Origin of the sequence: Bacillus sp. FSL W8-1202 (assembly GCF_038006165.1) — a bacterium.
Classification (GTDB): domain Bacteria; phylum Bacillota; class Bacilli; order Bacillales; family Bacillaceae; genus Bacillus; species Bacillus subtilis.
The window spans coordinates 493,745-513,333 of sequence record NZ_JBBOUR010000001.1 but is presented as its reverse complement, the minus strand read 5'-3'; the positions used below and the strand labels follow the sequence as shown (position 1 = coordinate 513,333).

The window sequence follows — 19,589 nt, the reverse complement described above, 5'->3', positions numbered from 1 at the left end:
AGCAGGGAGACTTATATGAACGATATATTGATAAGAATAGCCCGTCGCATAAAAAAAAATATCATTTGGATCATAGCGGTGCCAATTATATTAGGTGCGGCGGGGTATATCCTGCCGTCACAGATCGCTGATCAAAAGAGCTATACAGCTGAAGATACTTTGGCTGTGGGGAGCTATGATCATCCGGTTTATAACAGCACAGAAGAGATTCCGCTTCTGCTAAAGAGCGACTCTTTTTTGAAGGAGGCGCTTCCTGATGAAAAGGATGAAGATGTAGCAGAGATCAAAGAGAAGCTTACAATCAAAACGGAATCCAAATCGTTACTGACTTTAAGCTATAGTGACGAGGATAAGGATAGAACGGAATCTGTCTTAAACGCCATATCCTCCACCTTCCTCAAAAACGATCAAAAGCTGTATGCAGAAAGAGAAGCCGTCATCCGCAGCAGCATAGACGCGCTTGAAGGCGAGTCGGTGAGCGAGGATTCCAAAGTGGATAAAGAGAGATTTTTATATGAACTCAAAAACACACAGCTTAACCTGAAAGCGGCAAGTGTTACTGATTCCGAAACCGTAAGTGAGACAGCAGGCGGCGGTATGTCTCCGAAAAAGAAAGCAGTTCTCGGCGTTATGATTGGCCTTACGATTGCCTTTATGTTCGTTGTCATTCCTGAATTTTTCAGAGAATCCTTTTAAAATCATACGATGGAGATGTGATCATGACCAATTGGAAACCTCTCGTATCTGTCATTACACCTTCCTATAATGCGCGTGACTATATTGAAGACACGGTTCATTCGGTATTAGATCAGAGCCATCCTCATTGGGAAATGATTATCGTGGATGATTGCTCAACGGATGGGACCCGCGACATTTTACAGCAGTATGAAAAAATAGACGAAAGAATTCATGTGGTGTATCTGGAAGAGAACTCCGGAGCTGCTGTTGCTCGCAACAAAGCGTTGGAACGCGCTCAAGGGCGCTACGTAGCATTTTTGGACAGTGATGACAAATGGAAAAAAGACAAACTGGAAAAGCAGCTTGAGTTTATGATGGAGCGCTCCTGTGCGTTCTCTTTCACGGGCTACAGCTTAATGGCGCAGGACGGGACCCCGCTCGATAAATTTATTCATGCGCCGGAAAGCCTGACGTACGATGACGCCCTGAAAAATACAATTATCGGCTGCTTGACGGTGATGATTGACAGGGAGCAAACGGGACAGATCCAAATGCCGAATATCAGAACGAGACAGGACTTAGCCACATGGCTGTCTCTTTTAAAAAAAGGATTTACTGCCTATGGAATGAATGAATGCCTGGCTGAATATCGGCTTGTCAATAATTCAATTTCCAGCAACAAATGGAAGGCTGCGAAAAAAACGTGGTTTGTCTACAGGGAGATCGAACGGCTTCATTTTATGAAAGCAACATGGTGTTTTGTTCAATATGCAAAAAACGCGGTGAAAAAAAGATTATAGCTGCAAACAGAGAGAAAAGGTGATGAAGGTGGAAACAAAAGAAGCAATCATTCATGTCATCGTTGCCACTGCTGAATGGGGAAAAGACCAATTGAGATACAGAAGGCACCGGCTGGCAGAATTTTTAGCTGCTCAGGAGGAAACGAAGGAAGTTATTTGGGTATGTCCGGCTCCGCGTGCCCAAGGGAAAGAGTTTCAGGAAGTCCATTCTGGCATCAGGCAATTCGCTGTCAAAGACCTGCTGCAGAAAAAAATGTTTCGTTTCGGACGATATACAGATGTCTTTTACAGACATAAGCTCTCCCCATTACTCGATGAGCTTACACCTGCTTCTGCAAACGGTGAACGCTGCTGTTTATGGTACACGTTTCCCGGATTCCCGCTGCTGTCTTCGCTGTATTCTTGGGATCAGGTCATTTATGACTGCAGTGACCTATGGGCTGCGCCGATCAGCGGCCGATCAAATCTGCTGTCTGAATTCCGGCGAAAAGTCATTAAATCGGCAGAGCTGAGAATTATACAACGAGCAGATTCAATAACCTGTTCATCAGATTATCTTCACAAGGAAGTAGACAAAAAACTGACTGCAGGACGAGAAAAGGTTCATACTGTGGAAAACGGTGTGGAGTATGAGCTGTTTTCTGCAAATAAACAAGCTCCCGATCGCAGTATACTGCAGGGGAGAGAAGGAACAGTGTTAGGTTTTATCGGCGGAATTAAACCGAAGCTCGATTTTAAAATGATTGAAGAAGCCGCCCTGCAAAAGCCTGATTGGACATTTTTATGGGTTGGCCCGGATGCCACCAATGGTGACGTTTCGTTTCAAGAGCTGCTGAGGCTTCCAAATGTCATATGGACCGGCCCGGCGGATCCGAAAGAAGTTCCGCATTTTATGGAGCTTATCGACATTGGCATCATGCCTTATAAAAAATCACCGTATAATCAAGCTGTGTTTCCACTGAAACTATTTGAATTTTTAGCGGCAGGAAAACCTGTCGTCGGCTCTAATCTTCCGTCAACCTCAAAAATGCAAAAGCCGTATGTATACGAATATGTAGAAGGTGATCATCCAATTGATTTTATAGCAGCTTGTGAAAAAGTTCTCGAACAAAACGGAGACGAAACCTATAAAGAAATGCGCCGAAACATCGCTCGCACACAAGATTGGAATTGCTTATTTAGACAAATTATGAAATATACAGGGATTCAAAAACATGCGTAGTCCTATAAATTGGGATGCGCGTTTTTTGATTATACGTGTTTCTTTTTGATGAAGCTTGTTATAATAACTAAGGAGAAGGTATAATGGAAGGAACGGTTCTCTATATAAATAAAGACTTCATTTAATTCCAAAGGAGACTTCTTTATGCTTGACGAACGCATGATTCGCATTGTTGTTGCGTTTATTGTCTCGCTGCTGACAGTTTTAATCATAACCCCAATCGTAAAAAGGATTGCGATTAAAATAGGTGCAGTTGACCAGCCCAGCAATCGAAAAGTACATGACAAAATCATGCCCCGCATGGGCGGGCTGGCCATATTTATCGGGGTGGTTGCAGGCGTGCTTGCATCCGGTATTTACACAGAAACAAGGATGACGGCAATTACAGTCGGAGCATTCATCATTATTGTGTTAGGTATTCTTGACGATAAATATCAATTAAGTGCAAAAGTTAAGTTTTTGATTCAATTAGGTGTAGCCATTATGATTGTAAGCACTGGCTTAAAAATGGACTTTTTCTCAGTACCTTTTTTAACAGAACGATTTGAGTTAGGATGGATGGCTTATCCGCTGACGGTATTATGGATTGTCGGCATCACGAACGCAATTAACCTGATTGATGGATTGGATGGCCTTGCTGCCGGTCTTTCTGTTATCGGCCTGTCAACGATCGCTGTCATGGCGCTATCCGGCGGAAAAGTGCTCATTCTGTCACTCTCATTAGTCGTTATTGCCAGCACGCTGGGGTTTTTGTTTTACAACTTCCACCCGGCTAAAATCTTTATGGGAGATACGGGATCACTTTTTTTAGGGTATAGTATTTCGATTCTTTCATTATTAGGCCTGTATAAAAGTGTCACATTGTTCAGTATCGTTATCCCGATTATTATATTAGGCGTACCGATTTTTGATACAACTTTTGCTATCATCAGGAGAATATTAAACAAACAGCCGATTTCAGCGCCTGATAAGTCGCATATTCACCATAGACTGATGGCCTTTGGCCTTTCACATCGGATGTCGGTCTTAGTTATTTATTTAATTGGATTTATTTTCAGTATCAGTGCGATTGTGCTTAAAAGTGCCACAATTTGGCTTTCTTTGTTTATTATCTTCATTTTAATTATTTTTATGGAAATCATAGCAGAAGTGACAGGACTCGTGAATGAAAAATTTAAGCCGTTTACAAAGTTTTATAAACGGCTGGTGAAAAGGAATTAAAAACTCCGGCTTATGTGCCGGAGTTTTTTTCTGCGCAAAAATGCCCGATCCTCTAAAAGGACCGGGCATTTTTTAATAGGATGAATCAGTTGTTGAATTCGTTGTACTGTTGTTTGAGCTTGTGCTGCTGTCATTCGAATAGCTGCTTCCGCTCGTCGTCCCGTCAGTTGTTGTGCCAGTTCTGCCAGAACTGCTTGAGCTGTCAGTCCCGTCTGTTGCACTTCCGGTACCGGAAGTGCCAGTGCTTGTATCAGGAGTATAATCTAAATGCTCTTGAAGCGTTTTTCTGACTTTCTCGAGATTTGTAGCATCAGGTTCAAAGTAATATGTGTTGTTAGGCCCTAAATACAAATCAGAACCTGTAATGCTCAATGTGTCGATTTTTTTGCTGGTAAAGCCGCTGTAAATCTGCTGAAGCGCTAAACCTTCAGTAATGCGAATATTGGTTTCAACGTTTTCGCTGGCTTTTTCTGCGATTTTATCAATTTTAGCAATGTTGCTTGCACTTGACATGCGGTCAATCAGCGCGTTTAAGATTTGTTTTTGTCTGTCATTACGGCCAAAGTCTCCGCGTTTATCCTGTTTTCTCATCCGGGCATATGCTAAGGCTTCTTCGCCGTTCAAATGCATCTCGCCTTTTTTGAAGTAAATCCGTTTGCTTTCGTCTACATCACTTTTTTCATCGAAATCGAAAGGCACGTCTACATCAATACCGCCGACTTCATTAATCACATCTTTAAATCCGTCAAAATCAACTGTGACATATTTATCGATCGGGATTTGCAAGAAGTTTTCAACAGTTTCAACTGTTTCATCTTTACCGCCTTTGCTGTAAGCGGCATTGATCTTTGTCTTGCTTCCCGTTGTGTCACCAGCTAATTGCACACGTGTGTCACGCGGAATGCTCAGCATTTTCATGGTTTTATTTTTGGGATCCAGGGTAACAACAATAAGAGAGTCTGATCTCCCTTTTTGTCCTTTAGTCGCGTAATCCTCTATTCCCATAAATAAAATAGAAAACGGTTTTTTCTTCATGTCTACAACTTCGTTGCGAAGATTTGATTTATTCCCGCGGGATAGGGCATCGTACGATTCATCCGCAGCGTTTATGGTTTTATAAAGTTTATATCCGCCAAGCCCCACAACTACTAATAATGCGAGGACGAACAATAACATTATTCTTTTTATAATTTTCCTGCGTTTGCTCTTTTTCTTTTTTCGCACACGCACTCTAACGCGTTCAGCCATTATTCAGTCTCCTTTATGTGATTGACGGCTTTTTCAAGATACGTCAACTCTCCCTCTTTAATATCACTCTTTCCATTTGTCAGTTCTGTCATCCATTCAGAAAAAGCATTTGTTTCCTTTTCTTCCACGTATGTTTCGAATTCAACATTTTCTGAATAATGGATTTCCTTTAACAGAAATTGTGACTCCCTTAATTCGTTTTCAATCTTGCCAAGCCATGTGTAATCTGCAGAAGTATGCATGATTCGCATAAGCTTCCGTTCTACAACACCTATATGATTTAATCCTTCAGACACTGATTTCCCATAAGCGCGAATTAATCCGCCAGCACCAAGCTTAATGCCTCCGAAGTAGCGTGTAACGACGGCGCAAGTATCCTTCAGTTTGCGTTTTTTTAAAACCTCGAGCATCGGCACTCCCGCTGTACCGCTTGGTTCTCCGTCATCATTGGCTTTTTGGATATGATCATTCTCGCCAATAACATAAGCCGAGCAATTATGAGTCGCATTCCAGTGCTGTTTCTTTATTTTCTGTATAAATTCCTGTGCCTCTTGTTCGGTAGAAACACGGCTTAAATGACAGATAAAACGCGATTTTTCTATAACAATCTCGTGTTCTCCTGCTTCTTTCACAGTAAAATAGCTGTGCAGCATGCTAGCTGACCCTCCTGCTAAGCATAAAAGACTGCCTATACAAATTCGTACAGTCTTTAGAATTTTTGTGCGTATTTTGGTATCATAAAGAGTAGATAGTATATAAAAATGTTTTTTTCTAGAATATACGCATTCTTTCATTATAATTCGACATAATTTGCAGATCAATTACATTTATAATAAAAATATATGACAACGCCGTGACGGAGGGAAATTATGAATAAAACAAAGATGGATTCCAAAGTGCTGGATTCTATTTTGATGAAGATGCTGAAAACCGTTGACGGGAGCAAGGACGAGGTTTTTCAAATCGGGGAGCAGTCACGCCAGCAGTATGAACAGCTGGTCGAAGAACTGAAACAAATTAAACAGCAGGTGTATGAAGTGATTGAGCTTGGCGATAAACTTGAAGTGCAAACTCGCCATGCGAGAAACCGTTTATCCGAGGTCAGCCGTAATTTTCATAGATTCAGTGAAGAGGAAATCCGCAATGCTTATGAAAAAGCCCATAAGCTGCAGGTAGAATTGACGATGATCCAGCAGCGTGAGAAGCAATTGCGCGAACGGCGGGACGATTTGGAGCGCAGATTGCTAGGGCTTCAGGAAATCATTGAGCGGTCAGAATCATTAGTAAGCCAAATTACAGTTGTGCTCAACTACTTGAATCAGGATTTGCGCGAAGTTGGACTGCTTCTTGCTGATGCTCAGGCAAAACAGGATTTCGGCTTAAGAATTATTGAGGCGCAGGAAGAAGAGCGAAAAAGAGTCTCAAGAGAAATCCATGACGGACCCGCTCAAATGCTGGCGAATGTTATGATGAGATCGGAATTAATCGAGCGGATTTTCCGTGACCGGGGCGCAGAGGACGGATTCCAAGAAATTAAAAATCTCCGCCAAAATGTTCGGAATGCCCTTTACGAAGTGAGAAGGATTATATATGATTTAAGACCGATGGCCCTTGATGACCTAGGCCTGATTCCAACTTTAAGAAAATATCTATATACAACCGAGGAATATAACGGGAAGGTCAAAATACATTTTCAGTGCATTGGAGAAACAGAGGATCAGAGGCTAGCGCCTCAGTTTGAGGTTGCGCTCTTCAGGCTCGCACAGGAAGCTGTGTCTAATGCGCTAAAGCATTCTGAATCTGAAGAAATTACAGTCAAAGTTGAGATCACAAAGGATTTTGTGATTTTAATGATAAAAGATAACGGTAAAGGGTTCGACCTGAAGGAAGCGAAAGAGAAGAAAAACAAATCATTCGGCTTGCTGGGCATGAAAGAAAGAGTAGATTTATTGGAAGGAACGATGACAATAGATTCGAAAATAGGTCTTGGGACATTTATTATGATTAAGGTTCCGTTATCTCTTTGACTATGATTTGTAAAATAGAGCCAAAAGGCATATTGACCGAATGCTAGAGTATATAGAACAATAATACAAGGAGGCGTGGCTTGTGACTAAAGTAAACATTGTTATTATCGACGACCATCAGTTATTTCGTGAAGGTGTTAAACGGATATTGGATTTTGAACCTACCTTTGAAGTGGTAGCCGAAGGTGATGACGGAGACGAAGCGGCTCGTATTGTTGAGCACTATCATCCTGATGTTGTGATCATGGATATCAATATGCCAAACGTAAATGGTGTGGAAGCTACAAAACAGCTTGTAGAGCTGTATCCTGAATCTAAAGTAATTATTCTATCAATTCACGATGACGAAAATTATGTAACACATGCCCTGAAAACAGGTGCAAGAGGTTATCTGCTGAAAGAGATGGATGCTGATACATTAATTGAAGCGGTTAAAGTAGTGGCTGAGGGCGGATCTTACCTCCATCCGAAGGTTACTCACAACCTCGTTAACGAATTCCGCCGCCTTGCAACAAGCGGAGTTTCTGCACACCCTCAACATGAGGTTTACCCTGAAATCCGCAGACCATTACATATTTTAACTAGGCGGGAATGTGAAGTGCTGCAGATGCTTGCAGACGGAAAAAGCAACCGCGGTATTGGTGAATCATTGTTTATCAGTGAGAAAACCGTTAAAAACCATGTCAGCAATATTTTACAAAAAATGAATGTAAACGACCGGACGCAAGCCGTTGTGGTCGCCATTAAAAATGGCTGGGTAGAAATGAGATAGTATAATAGGAGACTTGCCTTTTACTAGGCAGGTCTTTTTTTAGGCTGCCGTTTCCCTTACAATAGAGTTATAAAGCAATAAGGCAGGTATCGAAGCTATGAATATTGCAGTCGTAACAGACAGCACGGCATATATTCCGAAAGAAATGCGTGAACAACATCAGATACATATGATCCCTCTCCAGGTTGTTTTTAGGGAGGAGACTTACCGTGAAGAAATTGAGTTGGACTGGAAAAGCTTTTATGAAGAAGTGAAAAAACATAATGAGCTCCCGACGACTTCTCAGCCGCCAATCGGCGAGCTGGTTGCGTTGTATGAAGAGCTTGGCAAGTCTTATGATGCGGTTATCAGTATCCATCTTTCCAGCGGGATCAGCGGAACATTCAGCAGTGCAGCAGCGGCTGATTCGATGGTCGACAATATTGATGTGTATCCATTTGACTCAGAGATCAGCTGCTTGGCTCAAGGCTTTTATGCCCTTAAAGCTGCTGAATTAATCAAAAACGGAGCATCATCGCCGGAAGATATTATAAAAGAACTGGAAGAAATGAAAAAAACAGTTCGAGCTTATTTTATGGTAGATGACTTAGCCCATCTTCAGCGCGGCGGGCGATTAAGCAGCGCCCAAGCCTTCATTGGTAGTCTTCTAAAGGTAAAGCCTATCCTTCATTTTGACAATAAGGTAATTGTGCCTTTTGAGAAGATTCGCACACGTAAAAAAGCAATTTCGCGAATTTATGAGCTTTTAGACGAAGATGCGAGTAAAGGGTTGCCTATGCGAGCTGCTGTTATCCACGCTAATCGAGAGGAAGAAGCAGCGAAAATCATTGAAGAGCTTTCTGCAAAATATCCTCATGTTGAATTTTATAACAGCTATTTTGGCGCGGTAATCGGCACTCATTTGGGTGAAGGTGCGTTAGGAATTTGCTGGTGTTTTAAATAAGGCCAAATCTCCGTTTTTAGAGCGGAGATTTTTTTATATTCTTATTTTAATAGTTGGACAGAAAATATTCATTCAGGCATACTGTTTCGAAAGGAGGCGTGCTATGTGAATGTGCCAGTTGAAAAAAACAGTTCCTTTTCAAAAGAATTGCAGCAGACGCTTCGAAGCCGTCATTTGCTCAGGACTGAGCTCTCATTTTCCGATGAGATGATTGAATGGCATATCAAGAATGGATATATCACTGCTGAAAATTCTATATCCATAAATAAACGGAGATATAGATGTAATAGGTGCGGACAAACTGATCAGCGGTATTTTTCTTTTTATCACTCATCTGGAAAGAATAAGCTGTATTGCCGTTCCTGTGTCATGATGGGCAGAGTGAGTGAGGAGGTTCCTTTATATTCATGGAAAGAGGAAAATGAATCAAACTGGAAGTCTATTAAGCTGACATGGGATGGCAAGCTTTCAAGCGGACAGCAAAAAGCCGCCAATGTTTTAATTGAAGCAATATCAAAAAAAGAAGAGCTCCTCATCTGGGCGGTTTGCGGCGCTGGCAAAACAGAAATGCTGTTTCCTGGTATAGAATCAGCGTTAAATCAAGGACTGCGTGTATGTATTGCAACACCTCGCACCGATGTTGTATTAGAGCTTGCTCCAAGACTCAAGGCTGCCTTTCAGGGTGCTGACATTTCAGCGCTTTACGGAGGAAGCGATGACAAAGGGCGGCTATCTCCGCTTATGATTTCCACTACGCATCAGCTTTTGCGATATAAAGATGCAATCGATGTTATGATCATTGATGAAGTTGACGCTTTTCCATATTCTGCTGATCAAACCCTTCAATTCGCTGTTCAAAAAGCAAGAAAGAAAAACAGCACCCTCGTTTATTTAAGTGCAACACCTCCTAAAGAATTAAAAAGAAAAGCACTGAACGGACAGTTACATTCAGTTCGCATCCCCGCAAGACACCACCGGAAACCTTTACCCGAACCGCGCTTTGTATGGTGTGGAAACTGGAAGAAGAAATTAAACCGAAATAAAATTCCGCCAGCGGTGAAAAGATGGATAGAGTTTCATGTAAAAGAAGGGAGGCCTGTTTTTTTATTCGTTCCTTCCGTTTCTATTCTGGAAAAGGCTGCTGCGTGCTTTAAAGGTGTTCATTGCCGAACCGCATCTGTGCACGCGGAAGACAAGCATAGAAAGGAGAAAGTGCAGCAATTCAGAGATGGTCAGCTCGATCTATTAATCACAACAACAATACTGGAAAGAGGCGTCACAGTCCCCAAGGTGCAAACGGGTGTACTAGGAGCGGAATCGTCTATCTTTACTGAAAGCGCACTTGTTCAAATTGCAGGAAGAACCGGCCGGCATAAAGAATATGCGGACGGCGATGTCATTTACTTTCACTTCGGCAAAACAAAGAGTATGCTCGATGCAAGAAAGCATATAAAAGAAATGAATGAATTGGCAGCAAAAGTTGAATGTACAGACTAGCCATTATTTGAAAACGTGGTACAGTATACTCATATAACCGATGATGAGGAGCTGTAAAAATGCTTGTCAATTCAAAAGAAATCGTAATGAAAGAACTGCTCGACCGATATATGGACCAGCTTCATATGGCCTGTACTTGCCAAGTATGCCAAAACGATGTATTGGCACTTTCTTTAAACAAAGTGAGTCCATCCTACGTTACTGATTTTAAAAAGATCGCATATACGAAAGCTGAGCTGGTAGATAAACAAAAAAACACAGCAATGCTTGTCATTTTGGCTGAATCTGCTGCAGTAGTTTCAGAGAGTCCAAGCGATTTATGTCAAACGAAGCAGGAGGAGGCATTCATAAACTGATCTGTTTATTATGTGATTCGCAATTTTCTCAAGATATTACATGGAGAGCCCTTTTTTTACTAAAGCCTGATGAAAAGGTTTGTTATTCTTGCAGAAGCAAATTAAAGAAAATCACAGGACATATCTGCCCCCTGTGCGGCAGACCTCAATCTGTTCATGCCGTATGCAGGGATTGCGAGGTGTGGAGAACAAGGATCAGAGACAGTTTGCTATTGCGTCAAAACCGTTCAGTTTACACATATAATGATATGATGAAAGAAACGCTCTCCCGTTTTAAATTTAGAGGAGATGCAGAAATCATAAATGCATTTAAAAGTGATTTTTCTTCAACCTTTTCTAAGGTTTACCCCGATAAGCATTTTGTTCTTGTACCTATTCCGCTGAGCAAGGAACGGGAAGAAGAGCGCGGATTTAACCAGGCACATCTCTTGGCAGAATGTTTAGACCGGCCTTCCCACCATCCCCTCATTCGCCTGAATAATGAGAAACAGTCAAAGAAAAAGAAAACAGAACGCCTGCTGTCAGAGTGCATTTTTGATACAAAAAATAATTCAGCAGAAGGTATGAATATCATTTTAATAGACGATCTTTATACAACAGGCGCCACCTTGCACTTCGCAGCCCGCTGCTTATTAGAAAAAGGAAAAGCCGCTTCAGTGTCATCTTTTACCTTGATCAGAAGCTAAATGATTCTGTTTTTATGCCGATATAATCACTAGAAATTGACACAGGCATATTATCTAATAAGGAGAAAAAAAGATGGGAGAACTGGCTAATTGTCCGAAATGCAATGCTTTATTTTTAAAAACAAAGCTGCAAACCGTATGTCAGGCGTGTATTAAGGAAGAAGTAAAATCATTTGAGACTGTCTATAAATTTTTAAGAAAACAGGAAAACCGGCAATCAACTTTGAGCCGGATAACTGAGGAAACAGGTGTGGAAGAAGAGCTGATATTGAAATTCATCAGGCAGAAGCGAATTCAGATCACTCATCTTCCTAATTTGGCATACCCTTGTGAAAGGTGCGGGACATCGATTAGAGAAGGCAAGTTCTGCAAGGCTTGCCAGTCCGATATTAAGGATCAAATGGATCATTTGAACCACGAGGATGCTCTGAAAATCGAGAAAGAAAATAGTAAAAAAGACACATACTATGCCTATAATACCAAAAACAGCTGATTCCCTAAACTAACTGAAAACGCAGTCGATAAAAGGGTTAAGATTGTTTAAAGACTGCAACGGAAAGCGAGAGGAATCCTATGAAAATCAATCAATTTGGAACACAATCCGTTAATCCATATCAAAAAAATTATGATAAGCAAGCGGTGCAAAAAACTGTTGCACAGCCTCAAGATAAAATTGAAATTTCATCACAGGCTAAAGAAATGCAACATGCATCCGACGCAGTCACTGGTTCACGACAGGAAAAAATTGCGCAGCTTAAAGCGCAAATTGAAAACGGGTCATACAAAGTAGACGCAAATCATATTGCGAAAAATATGATTAATTTTTATAAAAAGCAATAAAAAAGGAGAAAGCCCATGTCAGCGAAGGCAATTATTGAACAATTGAAGCGACTTTGCGTTCTGCATGAGCACCTGCTCACGCTGTCTGAAGAAAAGACGGAAGCGCTCAAAGCCGGCAAAACAAAAGAGCTTTCTAACATTTTGACAAAAGAGCAAAAATATATTCAAGCAATCACGCAGACAGAAGATGACCGGATCAAAACAACTTCGGCCTTTCTCGGATATAGCGAAAATAATACTATTTCCGCATGTATCGCCAAAACCTCAGGCAGTGAAAAGGAAGAGCTGGAACAACTATACGAATCTCTTTCTCAAGTTCTCGGACGTCTGAAAAAAGTAAATGAGATGAATAGGCAGCTGACAAGAGACGCGCTGCAATTCATCTCTATTTCGTACGATATGCTGGTTCCTAAGGAAAATAACTTCAATTACAGCAAATCAATTAAAGCTGAGCTGCCGAAAAGTAGCAAAATGAAACTGTTTGATTCAAAAGCTTAGCAGAAAGGAATTCAGAAAATGACATCTACCTTTATGGGGCTTGAAACTGCAAGGCGGGCGTTAAGCGCTCAGCAGGCAGCGTTAAGCACTACTGCAAATAACGTGGCAAATGCCAATACTGATGGTTATACAAGACAGCGGGTCTCATTGGAGGCAACTGACTATTTCCCTGCTGTATCTAAAAATGCAGAAAAAACAGCGGGACAAATGGGTACGGGCGTTCAAGGAAAATCAGTTGAGAGAATAAGAGATATCTTTCTTGACTACCAATACCGTCTTCAAAACAACAGTGCCGGATACTATGACACGAAGGCAAAAGCGCTGTCCCAAATGGAAGGCGTTTTAAATGAAACGGATGACAGCGGCTTGAACAGTGTGCTCAATTCGTTTTGGAATTCCCTGCAGGAATTATCGAATAATACAAATGAAGAAAGTGCACGTTCTGTTGTTGCTCGAAAAGGACAAGCTGTAGCTGAAACGTTTAATTATATTTCTGAATCACTTACAAATGTCCAATCGAATTTAAAAGCAGAGCTAAATACAACTGTGTTGGATGTCAATTCTCTGCTTTCTCAGTTAAACAGTTTAAATAAGCAAATTGCACAAGTAGAGCCGGTCGGGCTTCTTCCGAATGGCTTATATGACCAGCGAGATTTGCTGATCGATAAATTATCCTCAATGGTTGATATCAAAGTCAGCTACAACAAATCAGGCGGGAATGCACTTGCATCTGCTGAAGGAACTGTATCAATTGAAATCCTTGATAAAAATAAACAGTCGCTAGGAACTGTTTTGGACGGTAAAAATTACGAGGTTTCAGAACTTGCAGCCAACTATGATAATGAAACTGGGTTAGTATCAAGTATTTCAATCGGGGATACAGCTGTACAGGCGGAGTCCTTTAGCAGCAAGGGATCCCTTTTAGGGTTTATAGAGTCTTATGGGTATATAACAGCAGATGGCCAAGAAAAGGGCGTATACCCGGAAATGCTTTCTGATCTTGACAATATGGCGCTTGAATTCGCGAAAGCTTTCAATGAAGTGCACAGAAATGGTGTGACCAAGAGCGGTGAACAAGGCGGAGACTTTTTTGATTTTACTGGCGGTGAAACTGAACCTGCCAAGGGCGCGGCGGGCAAGATCAAAGTGGCTGACAGCATAATAGATTCAAAAGGCGCAAACATTGCTTTCTCACTGACTGGCGCAGCCAACGATAACGCAAATGCTACAAAATTAGCAAATGTTTTAACCGGTAAAATAACCATTAACGGTAAAGAAACTAGTGTTTTAGATTATTATGCGGGTCTGATTGGCGAGCTAGGGATCGAAGCTCAAGAGGCTAATCGACTGGCGTCTAATACAGAAACACAGCTGAATGATGCTGACATAAACCGTCAGCAAATGAGCGCAGTTTCTTTAGACGAAGAAATGACGAATATGATTCAATTCCAACACGCATACAATGCAGCTGCAAGAATGGTGACTTTACAAGACGAATTGCTTGATAAAGTGATCAACGGCATGGGTGTTGGAGGAAGGTAGGTAGAGTCACATGAGAGTAACACAAGGCATGATACAGCAAAACTCACTGAGATATATCGGTTCGAGCTACTCGAAGCTGGATAAACTCCAGTCGCAGATTTCTTCAGGAAAAAAAATCTCAAAAGCTTCCGACGATCCTGTAGTAGCAATGAAAAGCTTAAAGTATAATACGCAACTGTCTCAAGTGCAGCAGTACAAAAGCAATGCTTCTCAAGCCTTTACCTGGCTCGAAAACACAGAAACAAACATTACAGAAGGAATTGACATCTTGTCAAAGGTCAGAGAATTAGCGGTTGAAGCTCAAAATGATACAAACGGCGAGCCGGAGCGGCAAGCGATTGGCGTAGAGGTAAAGCAGTTAAAGGAACAGCTTTTAAATATTGCGAATACACAAGTGAACGGCAGATATATCTTTAATGGCACAAATTCAGATAAGCCTCCGGTTACAGATAACGGAGACGGAACTTATACAATTTCTGATACAGCTGATATCGTAGTCAATATATCAAATAATATGTCATTGAAAGTGAATTCAGATCCAAAGTCAGCTTTTGGAGGCACTTCTGAAAGCGGGCAGAATGTATTTGAAATGCTTGATTCTTTTGAGAAAGCACTAAATTCTGGTTCGCTAGATGGCATGGACAGTGTTTTAAATGATATTGATCATTTTTCTGACGGCATGAGCGCTGAACGATCTGATCTTGGAGCGAGATATAATCGTCTTGAACTGGTTAATACAAGACTGTCAGCGCAAGAAGAAACAGCTACCAAAGTGTTATCAGACAATGAAGATGTAGAACTGGAAGAAGTAATAACTGAATTTATTGCGCAGCAAAGTGTGCACAGGGCTACTCTGGCCGTTAATGCGCAAATTGTTCAGCCTACATTGATTGACTTTTTAAAGTAAGCGGCTCTTAGGAGTTCGCTTTTTTTATAGTTCAGGAGGTAGAGTGATGCAGATTCCCAGATTGATTATGCATAGTGTTCAAGGAAAAATTGGTTTAACAACGACGCCTGCCAGCTTAAAAATGGAGCAGCCTCAAGCTGATCTAGAGATCGAACAGCCGAGTGCGGAAATGGAAATATCGGTGACACCTGGAAAACTCACGATTGACCAGACACAAGCATGGGAAGAATTAGACAGAAAGCATGTTTTCAAGAGAATTGAAGAAGCCGCCCAACAAGGGCATGAGGATGTAATGGAGGGAATAGCACGCACTGCAGAAGAAGGCGACGAGCTTATGAAGATTGAAAATAAGGGGAACCCAATCGCTTCACAAGCAAGGAGGAACTCTGAAATGCACCAAATTCAATTAGGCGAAAATTATGCTCCTTCTCTTTCGAGGGTGAAAATACAATATACTCCGTCACAGCTTGATGTGCAGATTACGCCGCGAAAGCCTGTTATTCAGGCTGAGCCGCATAAGCCAATTGTTGAATATACGCCAGGAAATGTTAAGGTTGACATGCTTCAATACCCTGATTTAAATATAGATGTAGAATACCCGAAAGAATCACCCGAAAAGTAAAAAGAAAAGGATCGTGAACAATGATCATTCATACGAAGTACCATGGCCAAATGAACATAAAAGAAGAACAAATCATTCTTTTTGAAAGCGGGATTCCAGGCTTTTTAGAAGAAAAACAGTTCGTCATACTTCCGCTTTCAGAAGACTCTCCATTCGTGGCACTGCAGTCCGTCACTTCAGAAAATCTTGCGTTTATCGTCGTAAGTCCGTTTATCTTTTTTAAGAATTATGAATTTGATCTTGATGAATCAACTGCTGAACTTTTGGATATCGATAATATTCAAGACGTAGAAGTCATGACAATATTGACTATGGCAGAGCCATTTGAAAAGTCTACTGCGAATTTATTGGCTCCCATTATTGTGAATCGCAAGAACATGATGGCTAAGCAAGTCGTTTTACACGACTCCTCATATACGACAAAGCATCCGATTGGAGGAGAATCATGCTAGTTTTATCGCGGAAAATAAACGAAGCGATTCAAATAGGTGCTGATATTGAAGTAAAAGTGATTGCGGTTGAAGGGGATCAAGTGAAGCTTGGAATTGACGCCCCAAAGCATATTGATATTCACAGGAAAGAAATTTACTTGACCATTCAGGAAGAAAATAACCGTGCAGCAGCGTTATCCAGCGATGTGATCTCCGCATTATCCTCACAAAAAAAGTGAGGATTTTTTTATTTTTGTATTAACAAAATCAGAGACAATCCGATATTAATGATGTAGCCGGGAGAGGGCACAAATGGCTCCGCCGATTACAAAATTGAGGCACAAGGACGTGCCTAAACAACATATTCAGGGAGGAAATAAAAATGAGAATTAACCACAATATCGCAGCGCTTAACACACTAAACCGTTTGTCTTCAAACAACAGTGCGAGCTCAAAAAACATGGAGAAACTTTCTTCAGGTCTTCGCATCAACCGTGCGGGAGATGACGCAGCGGGTCTTGCGATTTCTGAAAAAATGAGAGGACAAATCAGAGGTCTTGAAATGGCTTCTAAAAACTCTCAAGACGGAATTTCTCTTATCCAAACAGCTGAGGGTGCATTGACTGAAACCCATGCAATCCTTCAACGTATGCGTGAACTTACTGTTCAAGCAGGAAACACAGGTACACAGCAAACTGAAGATTTAACTGCAATTAAAGATGAAATGGATGCTTTAACTGAAGAGATCGATGGAATTTCTCAACGTACTGAATTTAACGGAAAAAAACTTTTAGACGGTAGTGAAACAGCAGGATTTACATTCCAAATTGGTGCAAATGCTACCCAAAATATTAATGTTACAATTGGCAACATGGATGCAACAACTTTAGGAGTAAAAGGTATCGATGTTTCAGCAGATGATTTTAGTTTTGACACTGAGATTGTTAAAATCGATAGTGCAATTACAAGTGTTTCAAACCAACGTGCTAAACTTGGTGCGGTACAAAACCGTCTAGAGCACACAATCAACAACCTTGGTGCTTCTTCTGAAAACTTGACAGCTGCTGAGTCTCGTATCCGTGACGTTGACATGGCGAAAGAAATGAGCGATTTCACAAAGAACAACATTCTTTCTCAAGCTTCTCAAGCGATGCTTGCTCAAGCGAACCAACAGCCGCAAAACGTACTTCAATTGTTACGTTAATTTTAGAGAGGACCTTGGCGTTGCCAAGGTCTTTTATTTATATTTCTAACTCCGAATCATTCCACTTGCTGTTATTAAATCATGATATAATAACCGGATTCTCCACTTACTTTTTATAAACGTATTTCCAAACTAAGAAATCTAAAACGGATGAGATTTTTTCCAAAAATATGTGTAATCTTATCTCCATTTAGTCGATATAAACGATAGATTGGGGCATAGGGGATGATCAATTGAACATTGAAAGGCTCACTACGTTACAACCTGTTTGGGATCGTTATGATACTCAAATACATAATCAGAAAGATCATGAGAGTGAGGTTCCTGTTCATCAAGTTTCATATACCGACCTTGCTGAAATGGTAGAGGGAATGAACAAGTTTTTGGAACCTTCGCAAGTTCATCTGAAGTTCGAGCTTCATGACAAGTTAAATGAATACTATGTAAAGGTAATAGAGGACTCTACAAATGAAGTGATCCGCGAAATTCCACCAAAACGGTGGCTTGATTTTTATGCGGCTATGACTGAATTTCTTGGGTTATTTGTAGATGAAAAAAAGTAGATTAGGAGTGGTTTGAAATGGTCACGAGAATAACAGGTCTGGCGTCAGGAATGGATATAGATGATATTGTATCAAAGCTGATGCAGACAGAAAGAGCGCCGCTTGATAAGCTGACACAAAAAAAGCAGACTCTTGAATGGCAGCGTGACAGCTATCGTGAAGTAAACTCAAAAATAAAAGAATTGCAAGATTATATGTCTAAAAATACGTTGACATATCCGAGCACGTATCAGAGCAAAACTGTGACAAGCTCTAATGAGTCTGTGTTAACTGCTACAGGAAGCGTAAGTGCGCCAAATTCTTCGTCTACTGTTGAAGTGGCGAGCTTGGCAACTGCAGCAACGTATAAGGCAAACAATTATACGGGATACACACAAGGCGATTATAATTTGGCATTTAACGTTTTTGCGCCTGGTGAGACAGCCGCAAAAACAGTGAACATTAGTGTGACGAGTGCTGATACGATTGATAATGTGATTTCTAAACTTAACAGCTCAGATCTAGGAGTATCAGCTTTTAAAGATAAAATTTGGAATGGTACAGAGTATGTGGAAACCATTGCGTTTTCTTCTAAAGCAACAGGTGCAGGAGGCAGTATACAAGCAGCAGACTCTGCTACAGCAGATTTTATGTCTGGCCAGCTAGGTTTTTCTTTGGACGCTGATAATAAGATTACTGCTTACAAAGAAGGAACGAATGCAAAAGTCACCATCAACGGCTTTGAAATGGAGAAGCTGTCAAACAACTTCACAGTGAATGGCGTTACTTATTCGATCAAAAATACAACTGCAGCCACAGGCCCTGTTACCACATCTGTATCTACTGATGTTGACGGGATTTACAACCAAATTAAAGAGTTTGTGAATAAATACAATGAACTGGTTGACAGCCTGAATGAAAAGTTGAAAGAAGAAAAATACAGAGACTATGCGCCGCTGACGAGTGAACAAAAAGAAGCCATGTCCGATAAAGAGATAGAACTCTGGGAAGAGAAGGCAAAAAGCGGTTTGCTGAAAAATGATACCAGCATCAGCACCGGCACGAATCAAATGCGGACTGATTTTTATTCTCAAGTTAGTGCGGATGGAAAAACCTATCAATTAACTGAATTTGGCATCACAACGTCTGGTGCTTACCAAATGCGAGGACATCTAGAAATTAATGAAGACAAACTGAAAGCTAAAATACAAGAAGATCCGCAAAGTGTTGCCGCCTTATTTACAAGCGGGTCGAACAGCAGTGCTTATAGTGATAAAGGGATTATGAAACGCATCGGTGACACACTGAAAAGTACGGTGAAAAGCATTGAAGCAAAAGCCGGTAACTCGACAATGGGAACCAATGACTACTCAATCGGTAAAAATTTAAACACGATCAGCACTGATATCACCAAAATGCAGGACCGGTTGACCACAATAGAAAACCGCTATTATACAAAATTCAGTGCAATGGATTCTGCGATTCAAAAAATGAACGAACAATCGTCCTATTTATCACAGCTTCTAGCACAATAAATGTAATTTGGAGGATGA

23 protein-coding genes are annotated in these 19,589 nt (G+C 41.0%); 21 read left to right on the top strand and 2 right to left on the bottom strand.

Annotated elements, in window-relative coordinates; translation table 11 throughout:
- Window positions 1-15: 15 nt before the first annotated feature.
- The 4 genes from tuaF to NSQ09_RS02605 all read left to right on the top strand — a co-directional run bounded on the left by tuaF (window position 16) and on the right by NSQ09_RS02605 (window position 3,921).
- Complete coding sequence (gene tuaF, locus NSQ09_RS02620; RefSeq protein ID WP_017695313.1) at window positions 16-696, top strand: teichuronic acid biosynthesis protein TuaF; 681 nt, start codon at window positions 16-18, stop codon at window positions 694-696.
- 23 nt (window positions 697-719) lie between these two features.
- A complete protein-coding gene (gene tuaG / locus NSQ09_RS02615) occupies window positions 720-1,478 on the top strand; it encodes a teichuronic acid biosynthesis protein TuaG (RefSeq protein WP_003242619.1) in 759 nt (252 codons plus the stop codon).
- 28 nt (window positions 1,479-1,506) lie between these two features.
- The gene (gene tuaH, locus NSQ09_RS02610) at window positions 1,507-2,700 is read left to right on the top strand and encodes a teichuronic acid biosynthesis protein TuaH (RefSeq protein WP_072557276.1); all 1,194 of its coding nucleotides are present in this window, start codon (window positions 1,507-1,509) and stop codon (window positions 2,698-2,700) included.
- 144 nt (window positions 2,701-2,844) lie between these two features.
- Window positions 2,845-3,921 (top strand): MraY family glycosyltransferase, encoded by a 1,077-nt coding sequence (locus tag NSQ09_RS02605; protein ID WP_043858787.1) that lies wholly within the window; start codon window positions 2,845-2,847, stop codon window positions 3,919-3,921.
- Window positions 3,922-3,993: 72 nt separating this feature from the next.
- On the opposite strand, the gene tagV is transcribed toward NSQ09_RS02605, so the two are convergent.
- On the bottom strand, window positions 3,994-5,169 hold the full coding sequence (gene tagV / locus NSQ09_RS02600) for a polyisoprenyl-teichoic acid--peptidoglycan teichoic acid transferase TagV (RefSeq protein WP_129137968.1): 1,176 nt from the start codon (window positions 5,167-5,169) through the stop codon (window positions 3,994-3,996).
- A complete protein-coding gene (locus NSQ09_RS02595) occupies window positions 5,169-5,822 on the bottom strand; it encodes a YigZ family protein (RefSeq protein ID WP_121591204.1) in 654 nt (217 codons plus the stop codon). The genes tagV and NSQ09_RS02595 overlap by 1 nt, the downstream gene beginning before the upstream one ends.
- Before the next feature lie 216 nt (window positions 5,823-6,038).
- On the opposite strand from NSQ09_RS02595, the gene degS reads away from it, so the two are divergent.
- The 17 genes from degS (at window position 6,039) to NSQ09_RS02510 (ending at window position 19,571) form a co-directional block, all read left to right on the top strand.
- Window positions 6,039-7,196, top strand: coding sequence for a two-component sensor histidine kinase DegS (degS, locus tag NSQ09_RS02590; protein ID WP_003227983.1), 1,158 nt, complete (start codon window positions 6,039-6,041; stop codon window positions 7,194-7,196).
- Window positions 7,197-7,278: 82 nt separating this feature from the next.
- Window positions 7,279-7,968 carry a two-component system response regulator DegU gene (gene degU / locus NSQ09_RS02585; RefSeq protein WP_003219701.1) on the top strand — a complete coding sequence of 230 codons (690 nt, stop codon included), beginning with the start codon at window positions 7,279-7,281 and terminating at the stop codon, window positions 7,966-7,968.
- Window positions 7,969-8,065: 97 nt separating this feature from the next.
- Entirely contained in the window at window positions 8,066-8,911 is an 846-nt protein-coding gene (locus NSQ09_RS02580; protein WP_003244125.1) for a DegV family protein, read from the top strand.
- A gap of 105 nt (window positions 8,912-9,016) precedes the next feature.
- A complete protein-coding gene (comFA, locus tag NSQ09_RS02575; protein ID WP_003243962.1) occupies window positions 9,017-10,408 on the top strand; it encodes an ATP-dependent helicase ComFA in 1,392 nt (463 codons plus the stop codon).
- Between the two features lie 59 nt (window positions 10,409-10,467).
- Window positions 10,468-10,764: a late competence protein ComFB gene (comFB, locus tag NSQ09_RS02570; RefSeq protein ID WP_003227989.1), complete on the top strand. Its 297-nt coding sequence runs from the start codon at window positions 10,468-10,470 to the stop codon at window positions 10,762-10,764.
- Window positions 10,728-11,450, top strand: coding sequence for a comF operon protein ComFC (gene comFC / locus NSQ09_RS02565; protein ID WP_210215985.1), 723 nt, complete (start codon window positions 10,728-10,730; stop codon window positions 11,448-11,450). The genes comFB and comFC overlap by 37 nt, the downstream gene beginning before the upstream one ends.
- 73 nt (window positions 11,451-11,523) lie before the next feature.
- On the top strand, window positions 11,524-11,943 hold the full coding sequence (locus NSQ09_RS02560; protein ID WP_041351272.1) for a TIGR03826 family flagellar region protein: 420 nt from the start codon (window positions 11,524-11,526) through the stop codon (window positions 11,941-11,943).
- An 80-nt stretch (window positions 11,944-12,023) separates the two neighbouring features.
- A complete protein-coding gene (flgM, locus tag NSQ09_RS02555) occupies window positions 12,024-12,290 on the top strand; it encodes a flagellar biosynthesis anti-sigma factor FlgM (RefSeq protein ID WP_003227997.1) in 267 nt (88 codons plus the stop codon).
- Window positions 12,291-12,305: 15 nt separating this feature from the next.
- Window positions 12,306-12,788: a flagellar protein FlgN gene (flgN, locus tag NSQ09_RS02550; RefSeq protein ID WP_003227999.1), complete on the top strand. Its 483-nt coding sequence runs from the start codon at window positions 12,306-12,308 to the stop codon at window positions 12,786-12,788.
- 18 nt (window positions 12,789-12,806) lie between these two features.
- Complete coding sequence (flgK, locus tag NSQ09_RS02545) at window positions 12,807-14,330, top strand: flagellar hook-associated protein FlgK (protein WP_003228001.1); 1,524 nt, start codon at window positions 12,807-12,809, stop codon at window positions 14,328-14,330.
- A gap of 10 nt (window positions 14,331-14,340) precedes the next feature.
- Window positions 14,341-15,237, top strand: coding sequence for a flagellar hook-associated protein FlgL (gene flgL, locus NSQ09_RS02540; protein ID WP_129137965.1), 897 nt, complete (start codon window positions 14,341-14,343; stop codon window positions 15,235-15,237).
- Window positions 15,238-15,283: 46 nt separating this feature from the next.
- Window positions 15,284-15,859 (top strand): DUF6470 family protein, encoded by a 576-nt coding sequence (locus tag NSQ09_RS02535; protein ID WP_003243053.1) that lies wholly within the window; start codon window positions 15,284-15,286, stop codon window positions 15,857-15,859.
- A gap of 20 nt (window positions 15,860-15,879) precedes the next feature.
- A complete protein-coding gene (gene fliW, locus NSQ09_RS02530; RefSeq protein WP_003228007.1) occupies window positions 15,880-16,311 on the top strand; it encodes a flagellar assembly protein FliW in 432 nt (143 codons plus the stop codon).
- Window positions 16,305-16,529 (top strand): carbon storage regulator CsrA, encoded by a 225-nt coding sequence (gene csrA / locus NSQ09_RS02525; protein WP_003219727.1) that lies wholly within the window; start codon window positions 16,305-16,307, stop codon window positions 16,527-16,529. The genes fliW and csrA overlap by 7 nt, the downstream gene beginning before the upstream one ends.
- 143 nt (window positions 16,530-16,672) lie before the next feature.
- Window positions 16,673-17,494, top strand: a complete 822-nt coding sequence (gene hag, locus NSQ09_RS02520; protein WP_017695304.1) for a flagellin Hag — start codon at window positions 16,673-16,675, stop codon at window positions 17,492-17,494.
- Window positions 17,495-17,727: 233 nt separating this feature from the next.
- A complete protein-coding gene (flaG, locus tag NSQ09_RS02515; RefSeq protein ID WP_017695303.1) occupies window positions 17,728-18,057 on the top strand; it encodes a flagellar protein FlaG in 330 nt (109 codons plus the stop codon).
- A 17-nt stretch (window positions 18,058-18,074) separates the two neighbouring features.
- Window positions 18,075-19,571, top strand: coding sequence for a flagellar hook-associated protein 2 (locus NSQ09_RS02510; protein ID WP_341030522.1), 1,497 nt, complete (start codon window positions 18,075-18,077; stop codon window positions 19,569-19,571).
- Window positions 19,572-19,589 lie beyond the last annotated feature (18 nt).

Bases quoted from the DNA above. Each gene is read 5' to 3' on its own strand.
- comFC (WP_210215985.1), top strand. From the start codon at position 10,728: ATGTCAAACGAAGCAGGAGGAGGCATTCATAAACTGATCTGTTTATTA.
- hag (WP_017695304.1), top strand. From the start codon at position 16,673: ATGAGAATTAACCACAATATCGCAGCGCTTAACACACTAAACCGTTTG.
- flgM (WP_003227997.1), top strand. From the start codon at position 12,024: ATGAAAATCAATCAATTTGGAACACAATCCGTTAATCCATATCAAAAA.
- tagV (WP_129137968.1), bottom strand. From the start codon at position 5,169: ATGGCTGAACGCGTTAGAGTGCGTGTGCGAAAAAAGAAAAAGAGCAAA.
- tuaG (WP_003242619.1), top strand. From the start codon at position 720: ATGACCAATTGGAAACCTCTCGTATCTGTCATTACACCTTCCTATAAT.
- NSQ09_RS02595 (WP_121591204.1), bottom strand. From the start codon at position 5,822: ATGCTGCACAGCTATTTTACTGTGAAAGAAGCAGGAGAACACGAGATT.
- flgK (WP_003228001.1), top strand. From the start codon at position 12,807: ATGACATCTACCTTTATGGGGCTTGAAACTGCAAGGCGGGCGTTAAGC.
- NSQ09_RS02560 (WP_041351272.1), top strand. From the start codon at position 11,524: ATGGGAGAACTGGCTAATTGTCCGAAATGCAATGCTTTATTTTTAAAA.
- tuaF (WP_017695313.1), top strand. From the start codon at position 16: ATGAACGATATATTGATAAGAATAGCCCGTCGCATAAAAAAAAATATC.
- NSQ09_RS02510 (WP_341030522.1), top strand. From the start codon at position 18,075: ATGGTCACGAGAATAACAGGTCTGGCGTCAGGAATGGATATAGATGAT.
- flgL (WP_129137965.1), top strand. From the start codon at position 14,341: ATGAGAGTAACACAAGGCATGATACAGCAAAACTCACTGAGATATATC.
- csrA (WP_003219727.1), top strand. From the start codon at position 16,305: ATGCTAGTTTTATCGCGGAAAATAAACGAAGCGATTCAAATAGGTGCT.
- fliW (WP_003228007.1), top strand. From the start codon at position 15,880: ATGATCATTCATACGAAGTACCATGGCCAAATGAACATAAAAGAAGAA.
- NSQ09_RS02605 (WP_043858787.1), top strand. From the start codon at position 2,845: ATGCTTGACGAACGCATGATTCGCATTGTTGTTGCGTTTATTGTCTCG.
- degS (WP_003227983.1), top strand. From the start codon at position 6,039: ATGAATAAAACAAAGATGGATTCCAAAGTGCTGGATTCTATTTTGATG.
- NSQ09_RS02535 (WP_003243053.1), top strand. From the start codon at position 15,284: ATGCAGATTCCCAGATTGATTATGCATAGTGTTCAAGGAAAAATTGGT.
- flgN (WP_003227999.1), top strand. From the start codon at position 12,306: ATGTCAGCGAAGGCAATTATTGAACAATTGAAGCGACTTTGCGTTCTG.
- NSQ09_RS02580 (WP_003244125.1), top strand. From the start codon at position 8,066: ATGAATATTGCAGTCGTAACAGACAGCACGGCATATATTCCGAAAGAA.
- comFB (WP_003227989.1), top strand. From the start codon at position 10,468: ATGCTTGTCAATTCAAAAGAAATCGTAATGAAAGAACTGCTCGACCGA.